The sequence below is a fragment of the Paraglaciecola mesophila KMM 241 genome (assembly GCF_000315015.1).
Taxonomy (GTDB): Bacteria; Pseudomonadota; Gammaproteobacteria; order Enterobacterales; family Alteromonadaceae; genus Paraglaciecola; species Paraglaciecola mesophila.
On the sequence record NZ_BAEP01000089.1, the window covers coordinates 113,398 to 129,537 of the forward strand.

The following is a 16,140-nucleotide window of genomic DNA, read 5'->3' on the forward strand; positions in this document are numbered from 1 at the left end:
TTTGGCCAATCGAATATAAAATATACAAAAAAACTGGACTACTCCCCCCATTTTGAGTAATGCTTGTTTCACGGTTAACAAGTCAGTAACAAAATTTGTCGCGTGCTGAACCTTACAATAATAAATTAGAACGTAAAGTTTGATGGTTATCACCACTATTTTGAGCGTTTGACAAGCAGGGGGTCGAGTGAAGAAAATTTCGTTGAGTGTCATGGCAATGTTAGGTGCATTTAATTGCAGCACCGCTTTTGCAGATTCAGTGTCCGACTTAGATCAGTATCAATTAAACATGCGCAAAGGTGTGACTGATATCAGCGCCGAGGTGTATGACCTACATATGTTGATGTTCATCATATGTGTGGTTATCGCTGTTGGTGTTTTTGGCGCCATGTTCTACTCCATTTTATTTCACCGTAAATCTCGTGGTGCTAAGCCTGCTAACTTCCACGAGAGTGTAAAAGTTGAAATCGCTTGGACCGTCATCCCTTTTATTATTCTCATTGTAATGGCTATCCCTGCAGCGAAAACGTTGATTGCTATGGAAGATGCCAGTGAACCGGAAGTGACGGTGTTGGTAACAGGCTCACAATGGAAGTGGCACTACAAGTACATGGATAACGACGTCGAATTTTATTCTCGCATGGCAACTCAGGCCGGTGAAATCTCGGGTAAATTAGACAAGGGTGTGAATTACCTTTTAGAAGTAGACCAGCCACTGGTGATCCCTACCGATAAACGCGTACGTTTCCTCATTACCTCAGACGATGTTATCCATTCTTGGTGGGTACCTGATTTCGCAATCAAGCAAGACGCTAATCCAGGCTTTATTAACGACGCTTGGGCCAAAGTCAATGAGCCGGGTATTTATCGCGGGCAATGTGCTGAATTATGCGGAAAGGATCACGGCTTTATGCCGGTGGTCGTTATCGCAAAAGAGCCCGCCGAATATGATAAGTGGATAGGCGAGCGTCAAGCCATCCAAGAACAGGCAAAAGCGGAAGAACAAAGATTACTGGCAATGAACATGAGCAAAGAAGAACTCATGAGCAATGGTCAAAAAATTTACAATTCTGCATGTGCAGCCTGTCATATGCCTAATGGTGAAGGGTTGCCAGCTGTATTCCCAGCATTAAAAGGGAGTGACATTGCGCTGAACGATATGGCTGCGCATATTGATATCGTGCTTAACGGCAAATCAGGTACAGCAATGGCCGCCTTCGCGAAACAGTTAACAATGTCAGAACTCGCCGCGGTTATTACCTACGAGCGAAATGCGTGGGGTAACGATACGGGTGACCTAGTTCAGGCGAAAGATATTAACGCTGCATTAAACGGGCAGTAGGGAGACGATCATGAGCACAGTAACCGACACGATCCATCACGAAAACGATCTTCACGAACATCATGCGCCTCCTTCCGGTATTAAGCGCTGGCTGTACACGACAAACCACAAAGACATAGGCACGCTGTACCTTTGGTTCGCATTTATCATGTTCTTAACCGGCGGTGCGATGGCGATGGTCATTCGGGCGGAATTATTTCAGCCCGGACTACAGATAGTTGAGCCTAATTTTTTCAATCAAATGACGACAGTCCATGGTTTGATTATGGTCTTTGGTGCTGTCATGCCTGCCTTTACTGGGCTAGCTAACTGGTTGGTGCCTATGATGATTGGTGCGCCAGACATGGCTCTGCCTCGTATGAACAACTGGAGCTTCTGGATCTTACCGTTTGCATTCTTGATTTTACTGTCTTCATTATTTATGGAAGGTGGCGGTCCTGCATTTGGTTGGACGTTTTACGCCCCTCTATCGACCACTTACAGTGGAGACAGTACGGCTCTGTTTGTTTTCTCGGTACATATTATGGGTATTTCATCCATTATGGGGGCGATTAACGTCATAGTGACGATCTTTAATATGCGAGCCCCGGGGATGACATGGATGAAAATGCCGCTCTTTGTGTGGACGTGGTTAATAACAGCATTTTTGCTAATTGCGGTTATGCCAGTTTTAGCCGGCGCAGTGACTATGGTGCTAACAGATAAGTTTTTTGGTACTAGCTTCTTTGATGCCGCAGGTGGCGGCGACCCCGTGATGTTCCAGCATATTTTCTGGTTCTTTGGGCACCCTGAGGTTTACATCATGATTTTGCCGGCCTTTGGCATTATCTCGCAAATAGTGCCGACCTTTGCGCGCAAACGGTTATTCGGCTATGCCTCTATGGTGTACGCCACGGCATCTATTGCATTGCTGTCGTTTATTGTATGGGCTCACCATATGTTTACGACTGGTATGCCGGTCTTTGCTGAGATGTTTTTCATGCTAGCCACCATGTTGATATCTGTGCCCACCGGTGTGAAGGTATTTAATTGGGTAGCAACCATGTGGCGAGGCTCCATGAGTTTTGAAGTACCTATGTTATTTGCACTTGCGTTTATCGTGCTGTTCACAATAGGTGGTTTATCTGGCTTGATGCTGGCGATAACGCCTGTGGATTTCCAATACCATGATACTTACTTTGTTGTTGCGCATTTTCATTACGTATTAGTGACGGGGGCCATCTTCTCAATTATGGCGGCGGTGTATTACTGGCTACCCAAATGGACAGGAAAAATGTTTGATATTACGTTAGCTAAATGGCATTTCTGGTGTTCATTAATTTCTGTAAACGTATTGTTTTTCCCAATGCATTTTGTTGGTCTAGCGGGTATGCCAAGACGTATTCCTGATTATGCATTGCAGTTCGCTGACTTTAATAAATGGATAAGCTTAGGTGGATTTGCGTTTGGTTTATCTCAATTTATTTTCTTGGCGTTACTTATCAAGGCATGCCGCAAACAAGGCGACCCGGTAAGTGACCAAGTTTGGGAAGGGGCTGAAGGCCTAGAATGGGAAATACCTTCACCTGCTCCATATCATACGTTCGAAACGCCGCCTGTTATTAAATAGGCGGTACAGGAGCATATTATGTTGCCAGTCAAAAAGAGATTTTCCAAGACGCGACTTTTGAAGCGTTCTGTTGCACTTACTTTCGGCTTACTTGCATTTGGCTTTTGCAATAGCTTGCAAAGCGATGCGTATTTTCCTCTAAATGATACCGAGCATTTCGCATTACAAGGTGAATATACCAATGCGCAGTACGCTCAGCAGGGTCTGGCTCAGTCTTACTCAGGGATGTTCTGGCACTCACTATGACAGACAACAGGCAAGAGCCTAATACCACAGGTTCTGAAAAGCCGAGCGGTCATGGCAAGATGGTCATTAAATTACTCGCTATCGTGTTGGGGATGTTTGGCTTCGGTTTTGCACTAGTGCCCCTTTATGATGTGTTTTGTGACTTAACCGGGCTGAATGGTAAAACAGCTAACTCCGCGGCGGTTTATGAGGTTATGGAAATCGATGAGTCCCGCACAATAACCATCGATTTCATCACACGAACCAATACCGGCATGGCGTGGCAGTTTGAAGCAGAAAAACGTCAAGTCCGGGTTCATCCTGGGCAGATGAATGAAATTAATTTTACTGTTAAAAATCCGACTGCTCATCCTGTTGTCGGTCAAGCTGTACCTTCGGTTTCACCTGGTACGGCGGCGTTATTTCTAAACAAAACAGAATGCTTCTGTTTTGAGCAACAGGTTTTGCAAGCAGGTGAATCAGCGGTTATGCCCATGCGGTTTTATGTGGACCCACAGTTACCTGAAGACATTACCTATTTTGCATTGCAATACACCCTGTATGACGTCACGGCGACAGCAGGTGATATTGTAATGAATAGTAGTGAATAGGAGAACGAATAATGGCTCAGCCAGATTATGAAAAGTATTATGTTCCAGATAGCAGTCCTTGGCCGATAGTGGGAGCCGTTGCATTATTTTTAATTGCCGTTGGTGCAGGCAACTTTGTAATTGAACAAACCAAAGGCACGTCTGGTTACGGTGGGTATATTCTTACAGCCGGTTTTGCAACTCTGATATTTATGTTGTTTGGTTGGTTTAGAAATCAAATTCATGAGTCGATGAGTGGCTTGTATAGCGATCAATTAGGGCGCTCATATCGACAAGGGATGGCTTGGTTTATCTTTTCTGAAGTCATGTTTTTTGCAGCATTTTTCGGTGCGCTTTTTTACGCTCGAATGATTTCAATACCTTGGCTGGGTGGCTCTGGCAATAATGCTGCAACAAATGAAGTGTTATGGCCTGCATTTCAAGCAATGTGGCCGCTGGTGCAGACCCCCGGCGGCACAGAAACAGAAGCCATGGGCTGGTATGGCCTACCTCTGATTAACACCGTCATATTATTGATTTCGTCCGTTACTTGTCATTTTGCGCATGTGGCACTTGAAGAGAATAAACGTGGCCGCTTGAAACTTATGCTTGGTATCACAGTGCTGCTTGGGGCGATTTTTATGTCGTTGCAGGTTGAGGAGTATATTCATGCTTATCAAGAAATGGGGCTAACCCTACAATCGGGTGTGTATGGCAATACCTTCTTCTTATTAACCGGCTTTCACGGACTGCATGTGACGTTGGGTGCAATTATACTGTTTATCATGCTGCTCAGGATCTTCAAAGGGCATTTTACCCCTGAAAATCACTTCGCTTTTCAAGCGGGTAGTTGGTATTGGCACTTTGTCGATGTAGTTTGGGTAATGCTATTTTTCTTCGTGTATATATTGTAATTAAGGTGACGTATTCACAGGCTTAAAAAGGGGCTTGTGGATACGTCTTGTAAGGTAAAATATTAATAAGGACGCGGGTTAGGCTCAATAAGACCAGTGGCCACGGCGATAAGTATGACCACTACAATTGCCACCGAGGTTAATACGCGTCTTCCAATATATTTGCTCATATTCGCTTGTTTTGGTTCATTTTTAAGCATCACAGTCATAGCTTTAAATAAGTTATAAATCATAACGATAAGTAGTATTCCGATGATTATCTTGATTAGCACTTTGTTATTTCCTCTCGCTGTTATTTTTATTGTTGATTAAGCATGCTTAGGCTTATTAAGCGATTGCCTATGATTTCTACACTAGTGACTTTGTGCGCAGTTGTCATCATGTTTGCACTGGCTAATTGGCAATTGCACAGAGGGTTAGATAAAGCCCAGAGAATACAAAGTATTGCTTCTGTATCGAGTAACGCGTCATTGTCGCTCGAGAGGGTGCTCACTCTCGATAAGGATATTCAGGATTTACCAGTAAGTTTTACTGGCGCAATTGATCCTCAAAAGATTTTTTTAGTTGATAATCGTATCCATCAAGGACGCCCCGGGTTTGATGTCTATGGTGTAGCACAGGGTCAGACTCAAAACGTGCTGATTAATTTTGGTTGGGTTGCAGGTAACTCAATGCGCAATGATCTACCGCAAGTCATTTTGCCGAATACGTTATCGGGCGCACTAGGGAGAGTAGTTGAGCCAACTGACAATCCAATGATCACCGAAACAGCAACGCAAGAAGCAATATGGCCTAAGGTCATACAGCAAGTCGATATCCACTTTATAGAGCAAGTTATAAAGTTAGAGCTGCCACCTTTTGTGATAACGCTAACGGACAGCAGTGATGGTTTCATCCGCAACTGGCAACCAGTGGTTATGCCCCCAGAGAAGCATTATGCCTATGCTGTGCAGTGGATGGGTTTAGGCATCGCCGCTTTTTTAGTTTACTTTTTCGCACTTCGCGCACGTTTTCGCGCTGCACATAAGAAGGGATCCCATGAACAACACGAGTAACAAACGTTTGATTATCACGCTAGCTGTGGTTTTTATTTTGCCTGTGGTGTTAGCCAAATTGGCTCTAGATAATAATTGGTTCAATAAGGCAGCGACTAACAAAGGGGAATTGCTATCTCCCACATTAGACATGAGCGCTATTCAAGACAAAGCCGCGGAGCCTAAGTGGCAGCTGGTATACGTCTTACCTTCACAGTGCAGTATTGAGTGTGAAAATGCCTTGTACAGTGTTGAACAAGTATGGACAGCGCTTGGAAAAGAGCATGACAGAGTGCGTGCAACTGTCATTAGCACACCTGCTAGTGACCCCAGTGTCGCTAGGCGTTTGAATGAACATAGTGCTGTTAAGTTGTTAAAAACTAACGTGGAAAGTGTTAATAATGTGTTTAAAGGTGAGCCGGTAAATGCTATTTTCATTGCTGATACCTTGAATAACGTGATCTTGCGTTATCCACTTCAAGTTGAGCAACAGCAAGCCATTTTGCATAGTCGTGACATTTTATCTGACCTACGCAAGCTGCTGAAATTATCACGTATTGGTTAGAGGGTCGTTCATGAGGAAATTGGTGTTGGCAGGCCTTATTCTTGCCATAACTGTGATTGTGCTAGGTGCATACACACGGTTGACCGATGCAGGGCTAGGATGTCCAGATTGGCCAGGTTGCTACGGGCATTACAAAGTGCCAGTGGCGCAAGAGCAGATAAATGCTGCAGAACTGGCGTTTCCAGAACGACCTTTAGAGCCCCAAAAAGCATGGAACGAGATGATCCATCGCTACTTCGCGAGTGCGCTAGGCTTACTCATCTTGATCATCTTTGTGGTTAGCATAGTAAAGCGTGCTTATCATCGACCTATTAAGTTACCGTTTTTCCTGCTGTGCCTGGTTATATTCCAAGGCATGTTAGGTATGTGGACCGTCACCCTTAACCTTTTACCTATTGTCGTTATGGGTCACCTTTTAGGCGGCTTTGCTGTGCTGTCGTCGTTGTTTTTGCTTTACTTACGCCTACTACCATATCGCATACCAGGTGGTGATCAGCAAACGCGACGGCTAGGAAAGTTTGGATTGATAGGGATTGCCATCCTTACAGGCCAAATAGCATTAGGCGGTTGGACATCAGCAAATTATGCGGCGCTAGCCTGTACAGAAATGCCGATTTGCGAGAGCAACTGGTACGAGCGCCTAGATTTCATAGGAGCCTTTAGCTTGCCTGAAGCAGATAACTACGAGTACGGGGCGCACAATTATGCCCAGCGTATGACCATGCATATAGTGCACAGGGCCGGTGCTTTCATTACGTTCATTTATCTGTGTTGGTTGGCGGTTCGCATTTACGGTGTAGCAAGCTCTGGTTTGCTTAAAAAAATTGCCACTATCATGGTATTGGTTTTAGGCATTCAGGTTATTTTGGGCGTCAGCAATGTGGTATTCAGTCTACCGGTCGGTGTGGCCGTCATGCACAATGCAGTTGCCGCCGCACTACTACAAATTTTGGTGTTACTTAATTACACCCTCTATCGAAAAACATAGGAGAGACCAATGAGTAAATCTGTTGGTGTTGCACCTCATAACATAGTGAATAAATCAGGCCTTCACTGGCGTGATTATTACGAGATGACAAAACCTAAAGTGGTAATGTTGCTACTACTGACCGCTTTGGTTGGCATGTGTTTGGCGAGTGAAACTTGGATCAGTTGGAAGATACTGCTGGCAGGTTTGACCGGCATTGGTTTTTTATCTTCTGCAGCAGCGGTTATTAACCACGTAGTTGATCGTAAAATTGATGCGAAAATGGCACGGACCTCGAATCGTCCATTGCCTAAAGGCAAAGTTTCACCTCAGCGAGCGCTTGTATTTGCGGGCGTGCTAACGGTGGTGGGCTACCTTATCTTAGAATTATGGGTTAATCGCTTAACCGCTTTGCTAACGTTAGCCAGTCTCGTGGGGTACGCCTTTATTTATACCATGTATTTAAAACGCGCTACGCCTCAGAATATTGTTATTGGCGGGTTAGCTGGTGCAGCGCCACCTTTACTCGGGTGGACGGCGGTAACGAACGATATTCATGCGCATGCATTACTCTTAGTGCTCATCATATTTATTTGGACCCCACCACATTTCTGGGCGTTGGCCATTCACCGTGAAAAAGACTACGCTCGCGCGAAAATCCCTATGCTGCCATGCACACACGGGATCGAATTTACTAAAACATCCATTTTGCTGTACACGGTACTATTAGCACTCATTGGCGTTTTACCCTATCTGATTGGCATGACAGGCGCGATATATTTACTAGGCTCTAGCGCATTAAATGCTGGCTTCTTGTATTATGCATGGAAATTAAAATTCGCCAGTGACGAACACACCGCTATGAAAACGTTTAAGTTTTCGATTATTCATTTGATGGTATTGTTTGTGGTATTACTGGTTGACCATTATATGAGATTTACTTTTTGAGCAGATTAAATTTAGCGTTAATCGCCTTAGTGGCATTGATTGTCGGTATTGTGATTGCAGTGACTATAGCGCCCCCAAAGAGTGATGAAACGCAGTACATTAAGCTTTATCCACAAGCGAGAGCCTTGCCTGATTTTTCTTTGACTGACAGTAGAGGCCAACCACTAACCAATAAAAACTTGCAAAATCAATGGACGCTCGTTTTCGTTGGCTACACTTTTTGCCCTGACATTTGTCCCACAACACTGGCTGACCTGAGCAGCATTTATCCTGAGTTGCAACGTATTGAAGGGCCTTACCCGGTCAAGGTGGCGTTTATTTCGGTGGACCCAGCGCGAGATACAACAGAAAGGCTAGCGGAATATATCGATTTTTTTGAGCCTGAATTTATCGCTGCAACCGGCGAACATGCTGATTTGTTTCCTTTCGTTCGCGCGATGGGAATGATGTATGCCACTTCACAAAGCACAGACGACGAAAACTACTTGGTGGATCACAGCTCATCTGTGGTGGTGGTAAACCCGCAAGGTCATGTTGTGGGTCGCTTTAAACCAGAGTTCGCCCCAGGCAAAGTTGCAGTGAGCGACAGTAAACGCATTTTGCATGACATGACTATCTTAGCGACAGCCAAATAACTGTGCCTCGGGTACGTCAGGCAACAGCTCAAGACGCGCAAGAAGCGGTAGCCTTGATTATCTCTTCTGCGCCTGAAGCTATTCCCCTTCTATTTAACCAACAAACCCTGCAGCATCAATATTTTGCGCGCAGTTATATGAATCAAGCTTTTTTACATCAACATGGCCAATTTGGCTTTGGTAATCATTGGGTCATAGAGTTGCAAGGGCAACTTGCCGGGATAGGCTGTGCATGGCAACGTGAAATGGGGGCAATGTATGTGCAAGCTACTCTTGACAGCATGACACAGTATTACCAAGGTACTGATGTGCTTGAAGTGCTGAATAGATGCCAGTCTTTACAGCAAGTATTTGCTCGCCCTGCAGACGGTGAATTGTGTATTGGGCATATCGGTGTTGCAAAGGCGTTTCAGCGAAAAGGAATATGCAGTGAACTCCTAACTCATTTTGTAGAAAAGGCTAATGAGTTAGACAAACAATTTCTTACCTTAGACGTTAAGCAAGACAATGCGGCAGCTATACGTTGTTACCAAAAATTTGGCTTTGACATTGAGCGCTCTACTTTGGATAACAGCCCAATGAAATTGGGCACCTACCTGCATATGAGAAAAACGCTCTAATCTAACCACTCCCCCTTATCTGAGGCAATAAACCAAGGTTTTGAGTACCAATAATAACGTGAGGGCGCGCGTTTGCTCGGCGCTGTGCAGTTTATTCTGGAGCGGCCGGCAGGCAGTTTCTGTTTAAAATCCACTCTGACCAATGCTTGATTCACGGTGATTTTCTGTGCGTCACCCTGAAAAAAGCAGGTTATTTGTGCGTTGTTTATATCATCGCTTTGCACGCTGAATTCGAAGGTAAAAGGTTCGCCACTAACGAGTGGTGTACTTGGCGAGGGATCTTGTACTGGCATTGCAAGACTGGCCATTTTCACTTTTAGACGTGCCAAATTCGCGTAAATACCGGCTGCCGGGAAGCGCGGAAGCGCTGAAAAATCACTAAAGCTTGCAATAGCACCAGAGTGCTGAGCAAAGCTCACGTAACCTAATTGAGTAAGCTGTGTTTGTAGCTCAGGCGAGTATTCACCGTAAGGATAGGCTAAGAATTTATCTTGTACGTTTAAATTATCTTCTAGTAATTTTTCGGCTTGCTGAATATCGCTGAGACGGCGCGCTAGCCACGCTTCATCACTTTCATTGGTTAAGCGATTAAGTAAATGCTCATGACGCAAATTATGGTTGGCAAAGCTGGCACCTTGCTTAGTCATTGCGCGCATGGCCTCCCAGCTCAAGTGATAATTTACTTTACCAACCAAGTCAGGATTGATGAAAACTGTATAAGGTAAGTTGAGCTTAGCGAGTATCGGGTGACCGTTTTGATAAATGTTGTTAAAGCCATCATCAAAGGTCACCGCGATAGCGTTTTCCGGTAGAGACTGCTTATTTTGTAACGCTGTGACTATGTCTTTTAGCGGTAAAACATTAAAGTTTTCAGCCAAATAAGTCATATGCTCGTTAAATGTGTCAGGTGAGACACTGGTAGAAGAAGGTGTATCTTCGCTCACGTGGTGATACAGAAGAATAACCGCGTTGTCACTGGCTTGGGCATTGTTGATTGAGATGCAAAAACCAAGACAAACCATGACATAAAAAATGATACGATCCATAACGATCCCTTTGTGAGGCTTTGATTGGCGCTAGTGTAACATTGAATGCTTAGGGCATAACCGATGAGCAACTGCTTTCCGTTATTTATTTTTATCTATTAAGTGAGATTTTTCTTGGCTATATCTTCAGCTCATGAGCAACACCGTTTTTGGCATTTAGCCTCCCATAAACAGCTGATTCTGTTAGCGCTACCGATGATTTTAAGCAATATAACCACGCCACTTATTGGTATGGTTGATACTGCTGTATTAGGCCATATGGGCAGTAGTCATTATCTTGCTGGTGCAGCAATAGCCTCTCTGATTTTAACGCAAACCTATTGGTTGTGTGGCTTTATTCGTATGTCGAGTACTGGTTTAAGCGCCCAGGCCAAAGGCGAGCAAAACAATGAAAACAAGAGTCGAGTGTTCTGGCAAAGCTGCAGCGTAGCTTTGGTTATCGGTCTGGCAATATGGGCCGCGCAAACACCTCTACTGACGTTAGGAATTCATTTTGCCCAACCGGAAGCGCAACTTCTTAATGTTATACAACAATATTTCAGTGTGCGCATCACCGGGGCTCCAGCCGCTTTGGTCAATCTGGCCATCATTGGCTGGCTGATAGGCCAACAAAAAACTAAGCAAGTTCTTTATATTCAGATATTTGCCAATTTACTTAATGCCGGGTTAAGTATCTTACTGGTATTCGTGTTTGATGCAGGCGTTAAGGGCGTCGCGACGGCAAGTGTGGCTGCTGAATACAGTATTTTGATACTTGGCGTGTGGGTGGCGGTAAGAGGAATGGGCTTACAAAAGCCTCATTGGGGCTTATGGAGATGGTCTTCATTGGCGCAGTTGATGAGCCTAAACGGTTATAGTTTTGTGCGTAATTTAGCACTGCAATTGTGCTTGGCGTTCGTTATTTTTCAGGGTGCCAGATTTGGGCCGTTAACGGCCGCGAGTAATGCGATTATCATGCAATTTTTTGCACTAATAGCGCTAGGGTTAGACGGCATCGCTTACGCTGTTGAGGCGTTAACAGGTGAAGCTAAAGGGAAAAAAGACGCCAGTGAAATTAATCGGGTGGTGATGCGCGGTTTATTTTGGTCATCCGTAGTGGCCAGTGGTTACAGCTTAAGCTTTCTCGTATTTGGTCAACAGATCATCGCAATACTGACTGATTTGCCTGAGCTTAAAGACTTCACTGCGCAGTACCTATTGATCATCTGGTTGTTGCCCATCGTGAGTCATTGGTGTTTCCTACTGGATGGTGTGTTTGTGGGGCTAACTCGAGCAAAGGCAATGCAAAACAGTATGTTGCTTAGTGCCGCGTTTTTCTTTTTTCCTAGCTGGTGGCTACTACAAGAATATCAAAACTATGCTTTGTGGGTCGCACTTTTGTTATTAATGCTCGGGCGGGGCCTTAGTCTTGGCGGTTACTTTGCTTATCTTTATCGCGGTGGGCGTTTGATAAGCTAAACGCATTCTGCATGCGGTAAGCCAAAATACCTATATAGCCATACAGGGCAAACACACAGCCAATGCCAAGCCCTATAAGCCCTGGAATTTGCAGCCACACCCAATTTTGACTGCCAATGAGTATCAGTATTACTCCAGCAACAAAAAAGCCGAGGCCGTATTTAAAACGACCCCAGCTTTTATGTGGATCAGCGACTAATTTACTCAGCTGCTTTTTAAGCATGTTAGCAACTAATTAGTAGTAAGAGTGCTCACCGGCTTCATGTTCGGTAGCATCTTTCACTGCTGTTAACTCGCCAGAAAATTGGGCTAACATTTGCTTTTCAATACCATCTTTAAGTGTCACATCAACCATTGAACAACCGTTACAACCGCCGCCAAACTGAAGTATGGCTTCACCTTTATCGGTGATCTCCATCAGCATAACCTTGCCGCCGTGGCTGGCAAGTTGCGGGTTGATCTCCGCTTCGATCATATAATTAATACGCTCTTCTAGTGGGGCATCGTCATCAACTTTACGCGCTTTGGCATTCGGTGCTTTCAAGGTTAATTGAGAGCCCATTTGGTCAGTCACAAAGTCAATTTCTGCTTCACTTAAAAAAGGAGCACTTTCTGCATCAACAACAGCATCAAACCCATTAAATTCTAGGGTGGTGTCGGTTGACTCCACGGCGTCTGGTGGGCAATAAGAAACACCACATTCTGCGCTAGGCGTACCAGGGTTAACGACAAAAACCCGAATATTAGTGTCAGGCTCTTGTTTTTCAAGCAATTTACAAAAATGCGCTTGGGCTGTATCTGAAATAGAAATCATAAAAAAGGTCCTGTATTTGAAACATATCGGTATTGTATCAAAATTACTTGACTAAAACACTCAAGTAATAATCTTTGCTTATGTCAATTTCAGCTAAAACATGCGAACATTTCAGGATAACTTTTAAGCTGATTTTGATGTAACAAAAGGTGTAAGCGTATGAAGTGCGGCTGGTTTTGGGGTTTTATGTGTTCTGTTTTTTTGTCTGTCTCGGCGCAAGCGATCACAGATATCGAATATTTACCCGCCAATACGCAGTTTAACGATGCTATCCCTCGTCCTTCTCAAGTCCTTGGGGCTCCTGTGGGGGAATGGCATGTGCGCCATGACCAACTAGTAGAGTACATGCGCATTTTGGCTAATAAATCCGACCGAGTGACATTGCTTGAAACCGGCCGAACCCATGAAAATAGACCTCTGCTGTTACTGACCTTTACGGCAGCTAAAAACCAACAAAATATTGAATCTATTCGTAACAATCACCTTACTTCTTTCGGGCAAAAAAGTGACTCAGACGACCCACTTATTTTATGGATGGGCTACAGCGTACACGGCGATGAATCATCCGGTGCTAATGCTGCATTGCTGGTGGCTTATTATTTAGCCGCTGCGCAAGGTGAAGCTGTTCAGCAGTTGCTTGAAAATAACATAGTACTCATGGAGCCAAGCATTAACCCTGATGGTCTAGCTAGATTTGCCCAGTGGGCGAATGGCAATCGTGGCCAGCAGTTGGTGGCAGATCCAAATCACAGAGAGCATCAACAACCTTGGCCTAGTGGACGAACAAACCACTATATGTTTGATTTAAACCGCGACTGGTTATTGCTGACACACCCTGAATCACAGGCGCGTATTGCGCAATTCCAGCGCTGGCGCCCCCACGTACTTACTGACTTTCATGAGATGGGTACCAATAGTAGTTATTTTTTTCAACCGGGGATCGCGTCGCGCAATAACCCTTGGACGCCTAAACGCAACACCGAACTGACAGCCGAATTAGCCAAATTTCATGCAGCTGCGCTGGATGAAACAAAACAGCTGTATTTCACGCAAGAAGGCTACGACGATTTCTATTATGGCAAAGGCTCAACGTATCCAGACGCACAAGGCAGCATAGGCATTCTGTTCGAGCAGGCCAGTAGTCGCGGGCATAAACAGGAGTCTCTCAATGGTGAACTTAATTTCACTGACACCATTCAAAATCAAGTCACAACATCTCTTTCAACCTTCAAGGGCGCACTGGCCAGTAAAGCTGAGTTGTTGGCTTACCCAACAGAATTTACCGAACAAACTAACGAGCTGATAAAAGACGATAAAACGGTGGGTTACCTTCTTAGTGAATCACAAGATGCGACCCGTTTTTCTGACCTCAAGTCGATATTACAGCAACATCAAATCAGGTTTAATTACCTGGATAAAGAAATACGCGTAGATGATCTCACTTATCAGCCATTGAGCAGTATTTTTGTGCCGCTAAACCAGCCTCAATATCGCCTAGTGAAATCGCTTTTTTCTGAGCGTAAAAGCTTTAATGATAATAGTTTTTACGATGTATCAAGCTGGAACTTGCCACTTGCATTTAATATTCAATACTCCCCAGTTGAGCGAAAGTTGTGGCGCAAAGTGCCTGTTGCCAATGAGCCCAATAATCAGTCGAAAAACACTCTCCCAGTAAATACTGAGAACCCATACGCGTATGGGTTTTCTTGGGCCGACTCAAAAGCACCTAAGTTACTAAGTCAGCTGCTCCGCGGGGGGGTACAAGTTAAAATTGCAGGGTCTGATTTTGCTGCCGCAACCGATCAAGGCAATATTAGTTTCAGCGCAGGTTCGGTGTTGATCCCATTAGCGCTGAAACAGCCTGACAATCTATTGGCATTGCTTAATAGCGCTGCAAATGAAACGAGTATTAAAATTTGGCCTATCTTGTCAGGCCTAACGGCGCAAGGCATTGATATTGGTAGTCGTGAAATGTTCGCCGTTAAGTCCCCTCAAGTGTTGTTAGTTGGTGGTAATGGCACGTCACAATATGAAGTGGGTGAAGTATGGCATTATTTGGATACCGCCGTGGGTATGCCTGTCACTATCACTGATTTACCTCGCTTTTCTCGTCTTGATCTCTCTCGCTATAGTCACATCATTTGGGTTAGCGGAGATTATTCTGAAGTACCCGAGAAAACAGTTAGGTTGCTGGAAAAATGGTTGTCTGCGGGTGGGGTAATGATAGGCCAGCGAACAGCGGCAAAATGGTTTGCTGACAAAGACTGGCTTAAGGCATCATTTTTAAGTGAAGATGAAATCAAACGCGCGTTTTCAAAAAATGACTTAACTTACGCAGACAAAGACCAACTAGCGGCTAAGCAGCGTATTGCAGGGGCGGTATTCGATACGCAATTAGATACCAGTCATCCACTTACCTTTGGCTTTCCTCGCTCGCATTTACCTTCATTCAAAAACAGCACAGTCGTGATGCGTGCGCCTAAAACGCCGTTTATCACAGTGGGGCGTTATACTTCAAAATCCCTCGTATCTGGTTACGCTGCTGATGAGTTGCAAGAGCTTATTAATAATAGCGCTTCTATCGTGGCTCACAGTGTTGGAAAAGGTAAAGTGATTGCGTTTATCGATAACCCAAACTTTCGAGGCTATTGGCGTGGCACAAGGCGTTTGTTGAGCAACGCAATATTCCTGTCCAGTTTAATCAATGCTCCAGGGTAAGGCACATACACCATACATCCACTTGTAAGCTTGGATGATGTTTTTTTAACAATTGGTGCATGGCCTCAACGGTAGCGCCAGTGGTGATCACGTCATCCAATATGGCGATGTGTTGATAGATTAGGGGGCGACGAAGCGTAAAGGCATTTTTCATATTAGCTTTTCGCTGAGCACTCGAAAGAGACGTTTGCGTTTGCGTGGCTTTATGTCGAGTGATCACATCAGTAACTAACGGGATACCAGTTAAGGCTGAAATGAGTTTCCCTAACTCGATGCTTTGATTGTATTTGCGTTCTTGATACCGCCTCGGGTGCAGCGGAACTGGTATCAGCGCTTGAGGTAGTGTACAGCGGCTTCTCAGCGCATGGGCAACAAAAAGTTTGGCCAAAGCGTTGGCGTGCAGGATTTTATTAGAAAACTTTAAACCTGTGAGTAATCGCGACAAAGGCCACTGATAATCAGCTAGCGCTAACACGTTATTTGCCGTCAGGTGCTTCAAACCGCGCTTCGCTTTGGGCCAATTCAATAGATTGTAGTCGTATTTTTTACACTCAAACAAGGCTAAGTCATCCGTACAGTGATCACAAATAAGCGCGTCGCTGTCTTGCCTGCACAGCAAGCACTGTTGTGCTATTTTGACCGCTTGCATGCTTGT

18 protein-coding genes are annotated in these 16,140 nt (G+C 44.6%); 13 read left to right on the forward strand and 5 right to left on the reverse strand.

The genetic code is table 11. The features are described from left to right. Window positions 1–217: 217 nt before the first annotated feature. Genes coxB through GMES_RS21680 form a run of 5 tightly spaced genes read left to right on the forward strand, consistent with a single transcriptional unit; the run spans window position 218 to window position 4,680 of the window. Window positions 218–1,342: a cytochrome c oxidase subunit II gene (gene coxB / locus GMES_RS21660; RefSeq protein WP_456152305.1), complete on the forward strand. Its 1,125-nt coding sequence runs from the start codon at window positions 218–220 to the stop codon at window positions 1,340–1,342. Window positions 1,343–1,352: 10 nt separating this feature from the next. Beyond that, entirely contained in the window at window positions 1,353–2,951 is a 1,599-nt protein-coding gene (ctaD, locus tag GMES_RS21665; protein WP_006994978.1) for a cytochrome c oxidase subunit I, read from the forward strand. Window positions 2,952–2,969: 18 nt separating this feature from the next. Beyond that, window positions 2,970–3,197 (forward strand): hypothetical protein, encoded by a 228-nt coding sequence (locus GMES_RS21670; protein WP_006994979.1) that lies wholly within the window; start codon window positions 2,970–2,972, stop codon window positions 3,195–3,197. After that, the gene (locus GMES_RS21675; RefSeq protein ID WP_006994980.1) at window positions 3,194–3,787 is read left to right on the forward strand and encodes a cytochrome c oxidase assembly protein; all 594 of its coding nucleotides are present in this window, start codon (window positions 3,194–3,196) and stop codon (window positions 3,785–3,787) included. The genes GMES_RS21670 and GMES_RS21675 overlap by 4 nt, the downstream gene beginning before the upstream one ends. Window positions 3,788–3,798: 11 nt before the next feature. Then, on the forward strand, window positions 3,799–4,680 hold the full coding sequence (locus GMES_RS21680; protein WP_006994981.1) for a cytochrome c oxidase subunit 3: 882 nt from the start codon (window positions 3,799–3,801) through the stop codon (window positions 4,678–4,680). A gap of 62 nt (window positions 4,681–4,742) precedes the next feature. Here the strand turns inward: GMES_RS21680 and GMES_RS21685 are convergent, their stop codons facing one another. Next, window positions 4,743–4,952, reverse strand: coding sequence for a DUF2909 domain-containing protein (locus GMES_RS21685; RefSeq protein ID WP_033184977.1), 210 nt, complete (start codon window positions 4,950–4,952; stop codon window positions 4,743–4,745). Window positions 4,953–5,021: 69 nt separating this feature from the next. On the opposite strand from GMES_RS21685, the gene GMES_RS21690 reads away from it, so the two are divergent. The 6 genes from GMES_RS21690 to GMES_RS21715 are packed head-to-tail and all read left to right on the forward strand — an operon-like array spanning window position 5,022 to window position 9,449. Further along, entirely contained in the window at window positions 5,022–5,735 is a 714-nt protein-coding gene (locus GMES_RS21690) for an SURF1 family protein (protein ID WP_006994983.1), read from the forward strand. Continuing rightward, on the forward strand, window positions 5,719–6,279 hold the full coding sequence (locus tag GMES_RS21695) for a redox-active disulfide-containing membrane protein (protein ID WP_006994984.1): 561 nt from the start codon (window positions 5,719–5,721) through the stop codon (window positions 6,277–6,279). Before GMES_RS21690 ends, GMES_RS21695 begins: the two co-directional genes overlap by 17 nt. Before the next feature lie 10 nt (window positions 6,280–6,289). Further along, window positions 6,290–7,267: a COX15/CtaA family protein gene (locus GMES_RS21700; protein WP_039988021.1), complete on the forward strand. Its 978-nt coding sequence runs from the start codon at window positions 6,290–6,292 to the stop codon at window positions 7,265–7,267. Window positions 7,268–7,276: 9 nt separating this feature from the next. Beyond that, on the forward strand, window positions 7,277–8,194 hold the full coding sequence (gene cyoE, locus GMES_RS21705; RefSeq protein WP_006994986.1) for a heme o synthase: 918 nt from the start codon (window positions 7,277–7,279) through the stop codon (window positions 8,192–8,194). Next, window positions 8,191–8,829: an SCO family protein gene (locus tag GMES_RS21710; RefSeq protein ID WP_006994987.1), complete on the forward strand. Its 639-nt coding sequence runs from the start codon at window positions 8,191–8,193 to the stop codon at window positions 8,827–8,829. Before cyoE ends, GMES_RS21710 begins: the two co-directional genes overlap by 4 nt. A gap of 2 nt (window positions 8,830–8,831) precedes the next feature. After that, window positions 8,832–9,449, forward strand: a complete 618-nt coding sequence (locus GMES_RS21715; RefSeq protein WP_006994988.1) for a GNAT family N-acetyltransferase — start codon at window positions 8,832–8,834, stop codon at window positions 9,447–9,449. On the opposite strand, the gene GMES_RS21720 is transcribed toward GMES_RS21715, so the two are convergent. After that, a complete protein-coding gene (locus GMES_RS21720) occupies window positions 9,446–10,495 on the reverse strand; it encodes a polysaccharide deacetylase family protein (protein ID WP_006994989.1) in 1,050 nt (349 codons plus the stop codon). The genes GMES_RS21715 and GMES_RS21720 overlap by 4 nt on opposite strands. A gap of 114 nt (window positions 10,496–10,609) precedes the next feature. On the opposite strand from GMES_RS21720, the gene GMES_RS21725 reads away from it, so the two are divergent. Then, window positions 10,610–11,953, forward strand: coding sequence for an MATE family efflux transporter (locus GMES_RS21725; protein ID WP_006994990.1), 1,344 nt, complete (start codon window positions 10,610–10,612; stop codon window positions 11,951–11,953). On the opposite strand, the gene GMES_RS22565 is transcribed toward GMES_RS21725, so the two are convergent. Both GMES_RS22565 and nfuA read right to left on the reverse strand, forming a co-directional pair. Beyond that, window positions 11,898–12,176: a hypothetical protein gene (locus tag GMES_RS22565; RefSeq protein WP_153811100.1), complete on the reverse strand. Its 279-nt coding sequence runs from the start codon at window positions 12,174–12,176 to the stop codon at window positions 11,898–11,900. The genes GMES_RS21725 and GMES_RS22565 overlap by 56 nt on opposite strands. A gap of 12 nt (window positions 12,177–12,188) precedes the next feature. Beyond that, window positions 12,189–12,767 carry a Fe-S biogenesis protein NfuA gene (gene nfuA, locus GMES_RS21730; RefSeq protein ID WP_006994991.1) on the reverse strand — a complete coding sequence of 193 codons (579 nt, stop codon included), beginning with the start codon at window positions 12,765–12,767 and terminating at the stop codon, window positions 12,189–12,191. 159 nt (window positions 12,768–12,926) lie between these two features. On the opposite strand from nfuA, the gene GMES_RS21735 reads away from it, so the two are divergent. Further along, the gene (locus GMES_RS21735) at window positions 12,927–15,485 is read left to right on the forward strand and encodes a M14 metallopeptidase family protein (protein WP_006994992.1); all 2,559 of its coding nucleotides are present in this window, start codon (window positions 12,927–12,929) and stop codon (window positions 15,483–15,485) included. Here the strand turns inward: GMES_RS21735 and GMES_RS21740 are convergent. Next, window positions 15,469–16,134, reverse strand: coding sequence for a ComF family protein (locus GMES_RS21740; protein ID WP_039988023.1), 666 nt, complete (start codon window positions 16,132–16,134; stop codon window positions 15,469–15,471). The two genes, GMES_RS21735 and GMES_RS21740, sit on opposite strands and share 17 nt — an antisense overlap. Window positions 16,135–16,140: the final 6 nt, after the last annotated feature.

Excerpts from the sequence above, each read along its gene's own strand:
- coxB (WP_456152305.1), top strand. The coding sequence starts at position 218 with ATGTTAGGTGCATTTAATTGCAGCACCGCTTTTGCAGATTCAGTGTCC.
- ctaD (WP_006994978.1), top strand. The coding sequence starts at position 1,353 with ATGAGCACAGTAACCGACACGATCCATCACGAAAACGATCTTCACGAA.
- GMES_RS21670 (WP_006994979.1), top strand. The coding sequence starts at position 2,970 with ATGTTGCCAGTCAAAAAGAGATTTTCCAAGACGCGACTTTTGAAGCGT.
- GMES_RS21675 (WP_006994980.1), top strand. The coding sequence starts at position 3,194 with ATGACAGACAACAGGCAAGAGCCTAATACCACAGGTTCTGAAAAGCCG.
- GMES_RS21680 (WP_006994981.1), top strand. The coding sequence starts at position 3,799 with ATGGCTCAGCCAGATTATGAAAAGTATTATGTTCCAGATAGCAGTCCT.
- GMES_RS21690 (WP_006994983.1), top strand. The coding sequence starts at position 5,022 with ATGATTTCTACACTAGTGACTTTGTGCGCAGTTGTCATCATGTTTGCA.
- GMES_RS21695 (WP_006994984.1), top strand. The coding sequence starts at position 5,719 with ATGAACAACACGAGTAACAAACGTTTGATTATCACGCTAGCTGTGGTT.
- GMES_RS21700 (WP_039988021.1), top strand. The coding sequence starts at position 6,290 with ATGAGGAAATTGGTGTTGGCAGGCCTTATTCTTGCCATAACTGTGATT.
- cyoE (WP_006994986.1), top strand. The coding sequence starts at position 7,277 with ATGAGTAAATCTGTTGGTGTTGCACCTCATAACATAGTGAATAAATCA.
- GMES_RS21720 (WP_006994989.1), bottom strand. The coding sequence starts at position 10,495 with ATGGATCGTATCATTTTTTATGTCATGGTTTGTCTTGGTTTTTGCATC.
- GMES_RS22565 (WP_153811100.1), bottom strand. The coding sequence starts at position 12,176 with ATGCTTAAAAAGCAGCTGAGTAAATTAGTCGCTGATCCACATAAAAGC.
- nfuA (WP_006994991.1), bottom strand. The coding sequence starts at position 12,767 with ATGATTTCTATTTCAGATACAGCCCAAGCGCATTTTTGTAAATTGCTT.
- GMES_RS21735 (WP_006994992.1), top strand. The coding sequence starts at position 12,927 with ATGAAGTGCGGCTGGTTTTGGGGTTTTATGTGTTCTGTTTTTTTGTCT.
- GMES_RS21740 (WP_039988023.1), bottom strand. The coding sequence starts at position 16,134 with ATGCAAGCGGTCAAAATAGCACAACAGTGCTTGCTGTGCAGGCAAGAC.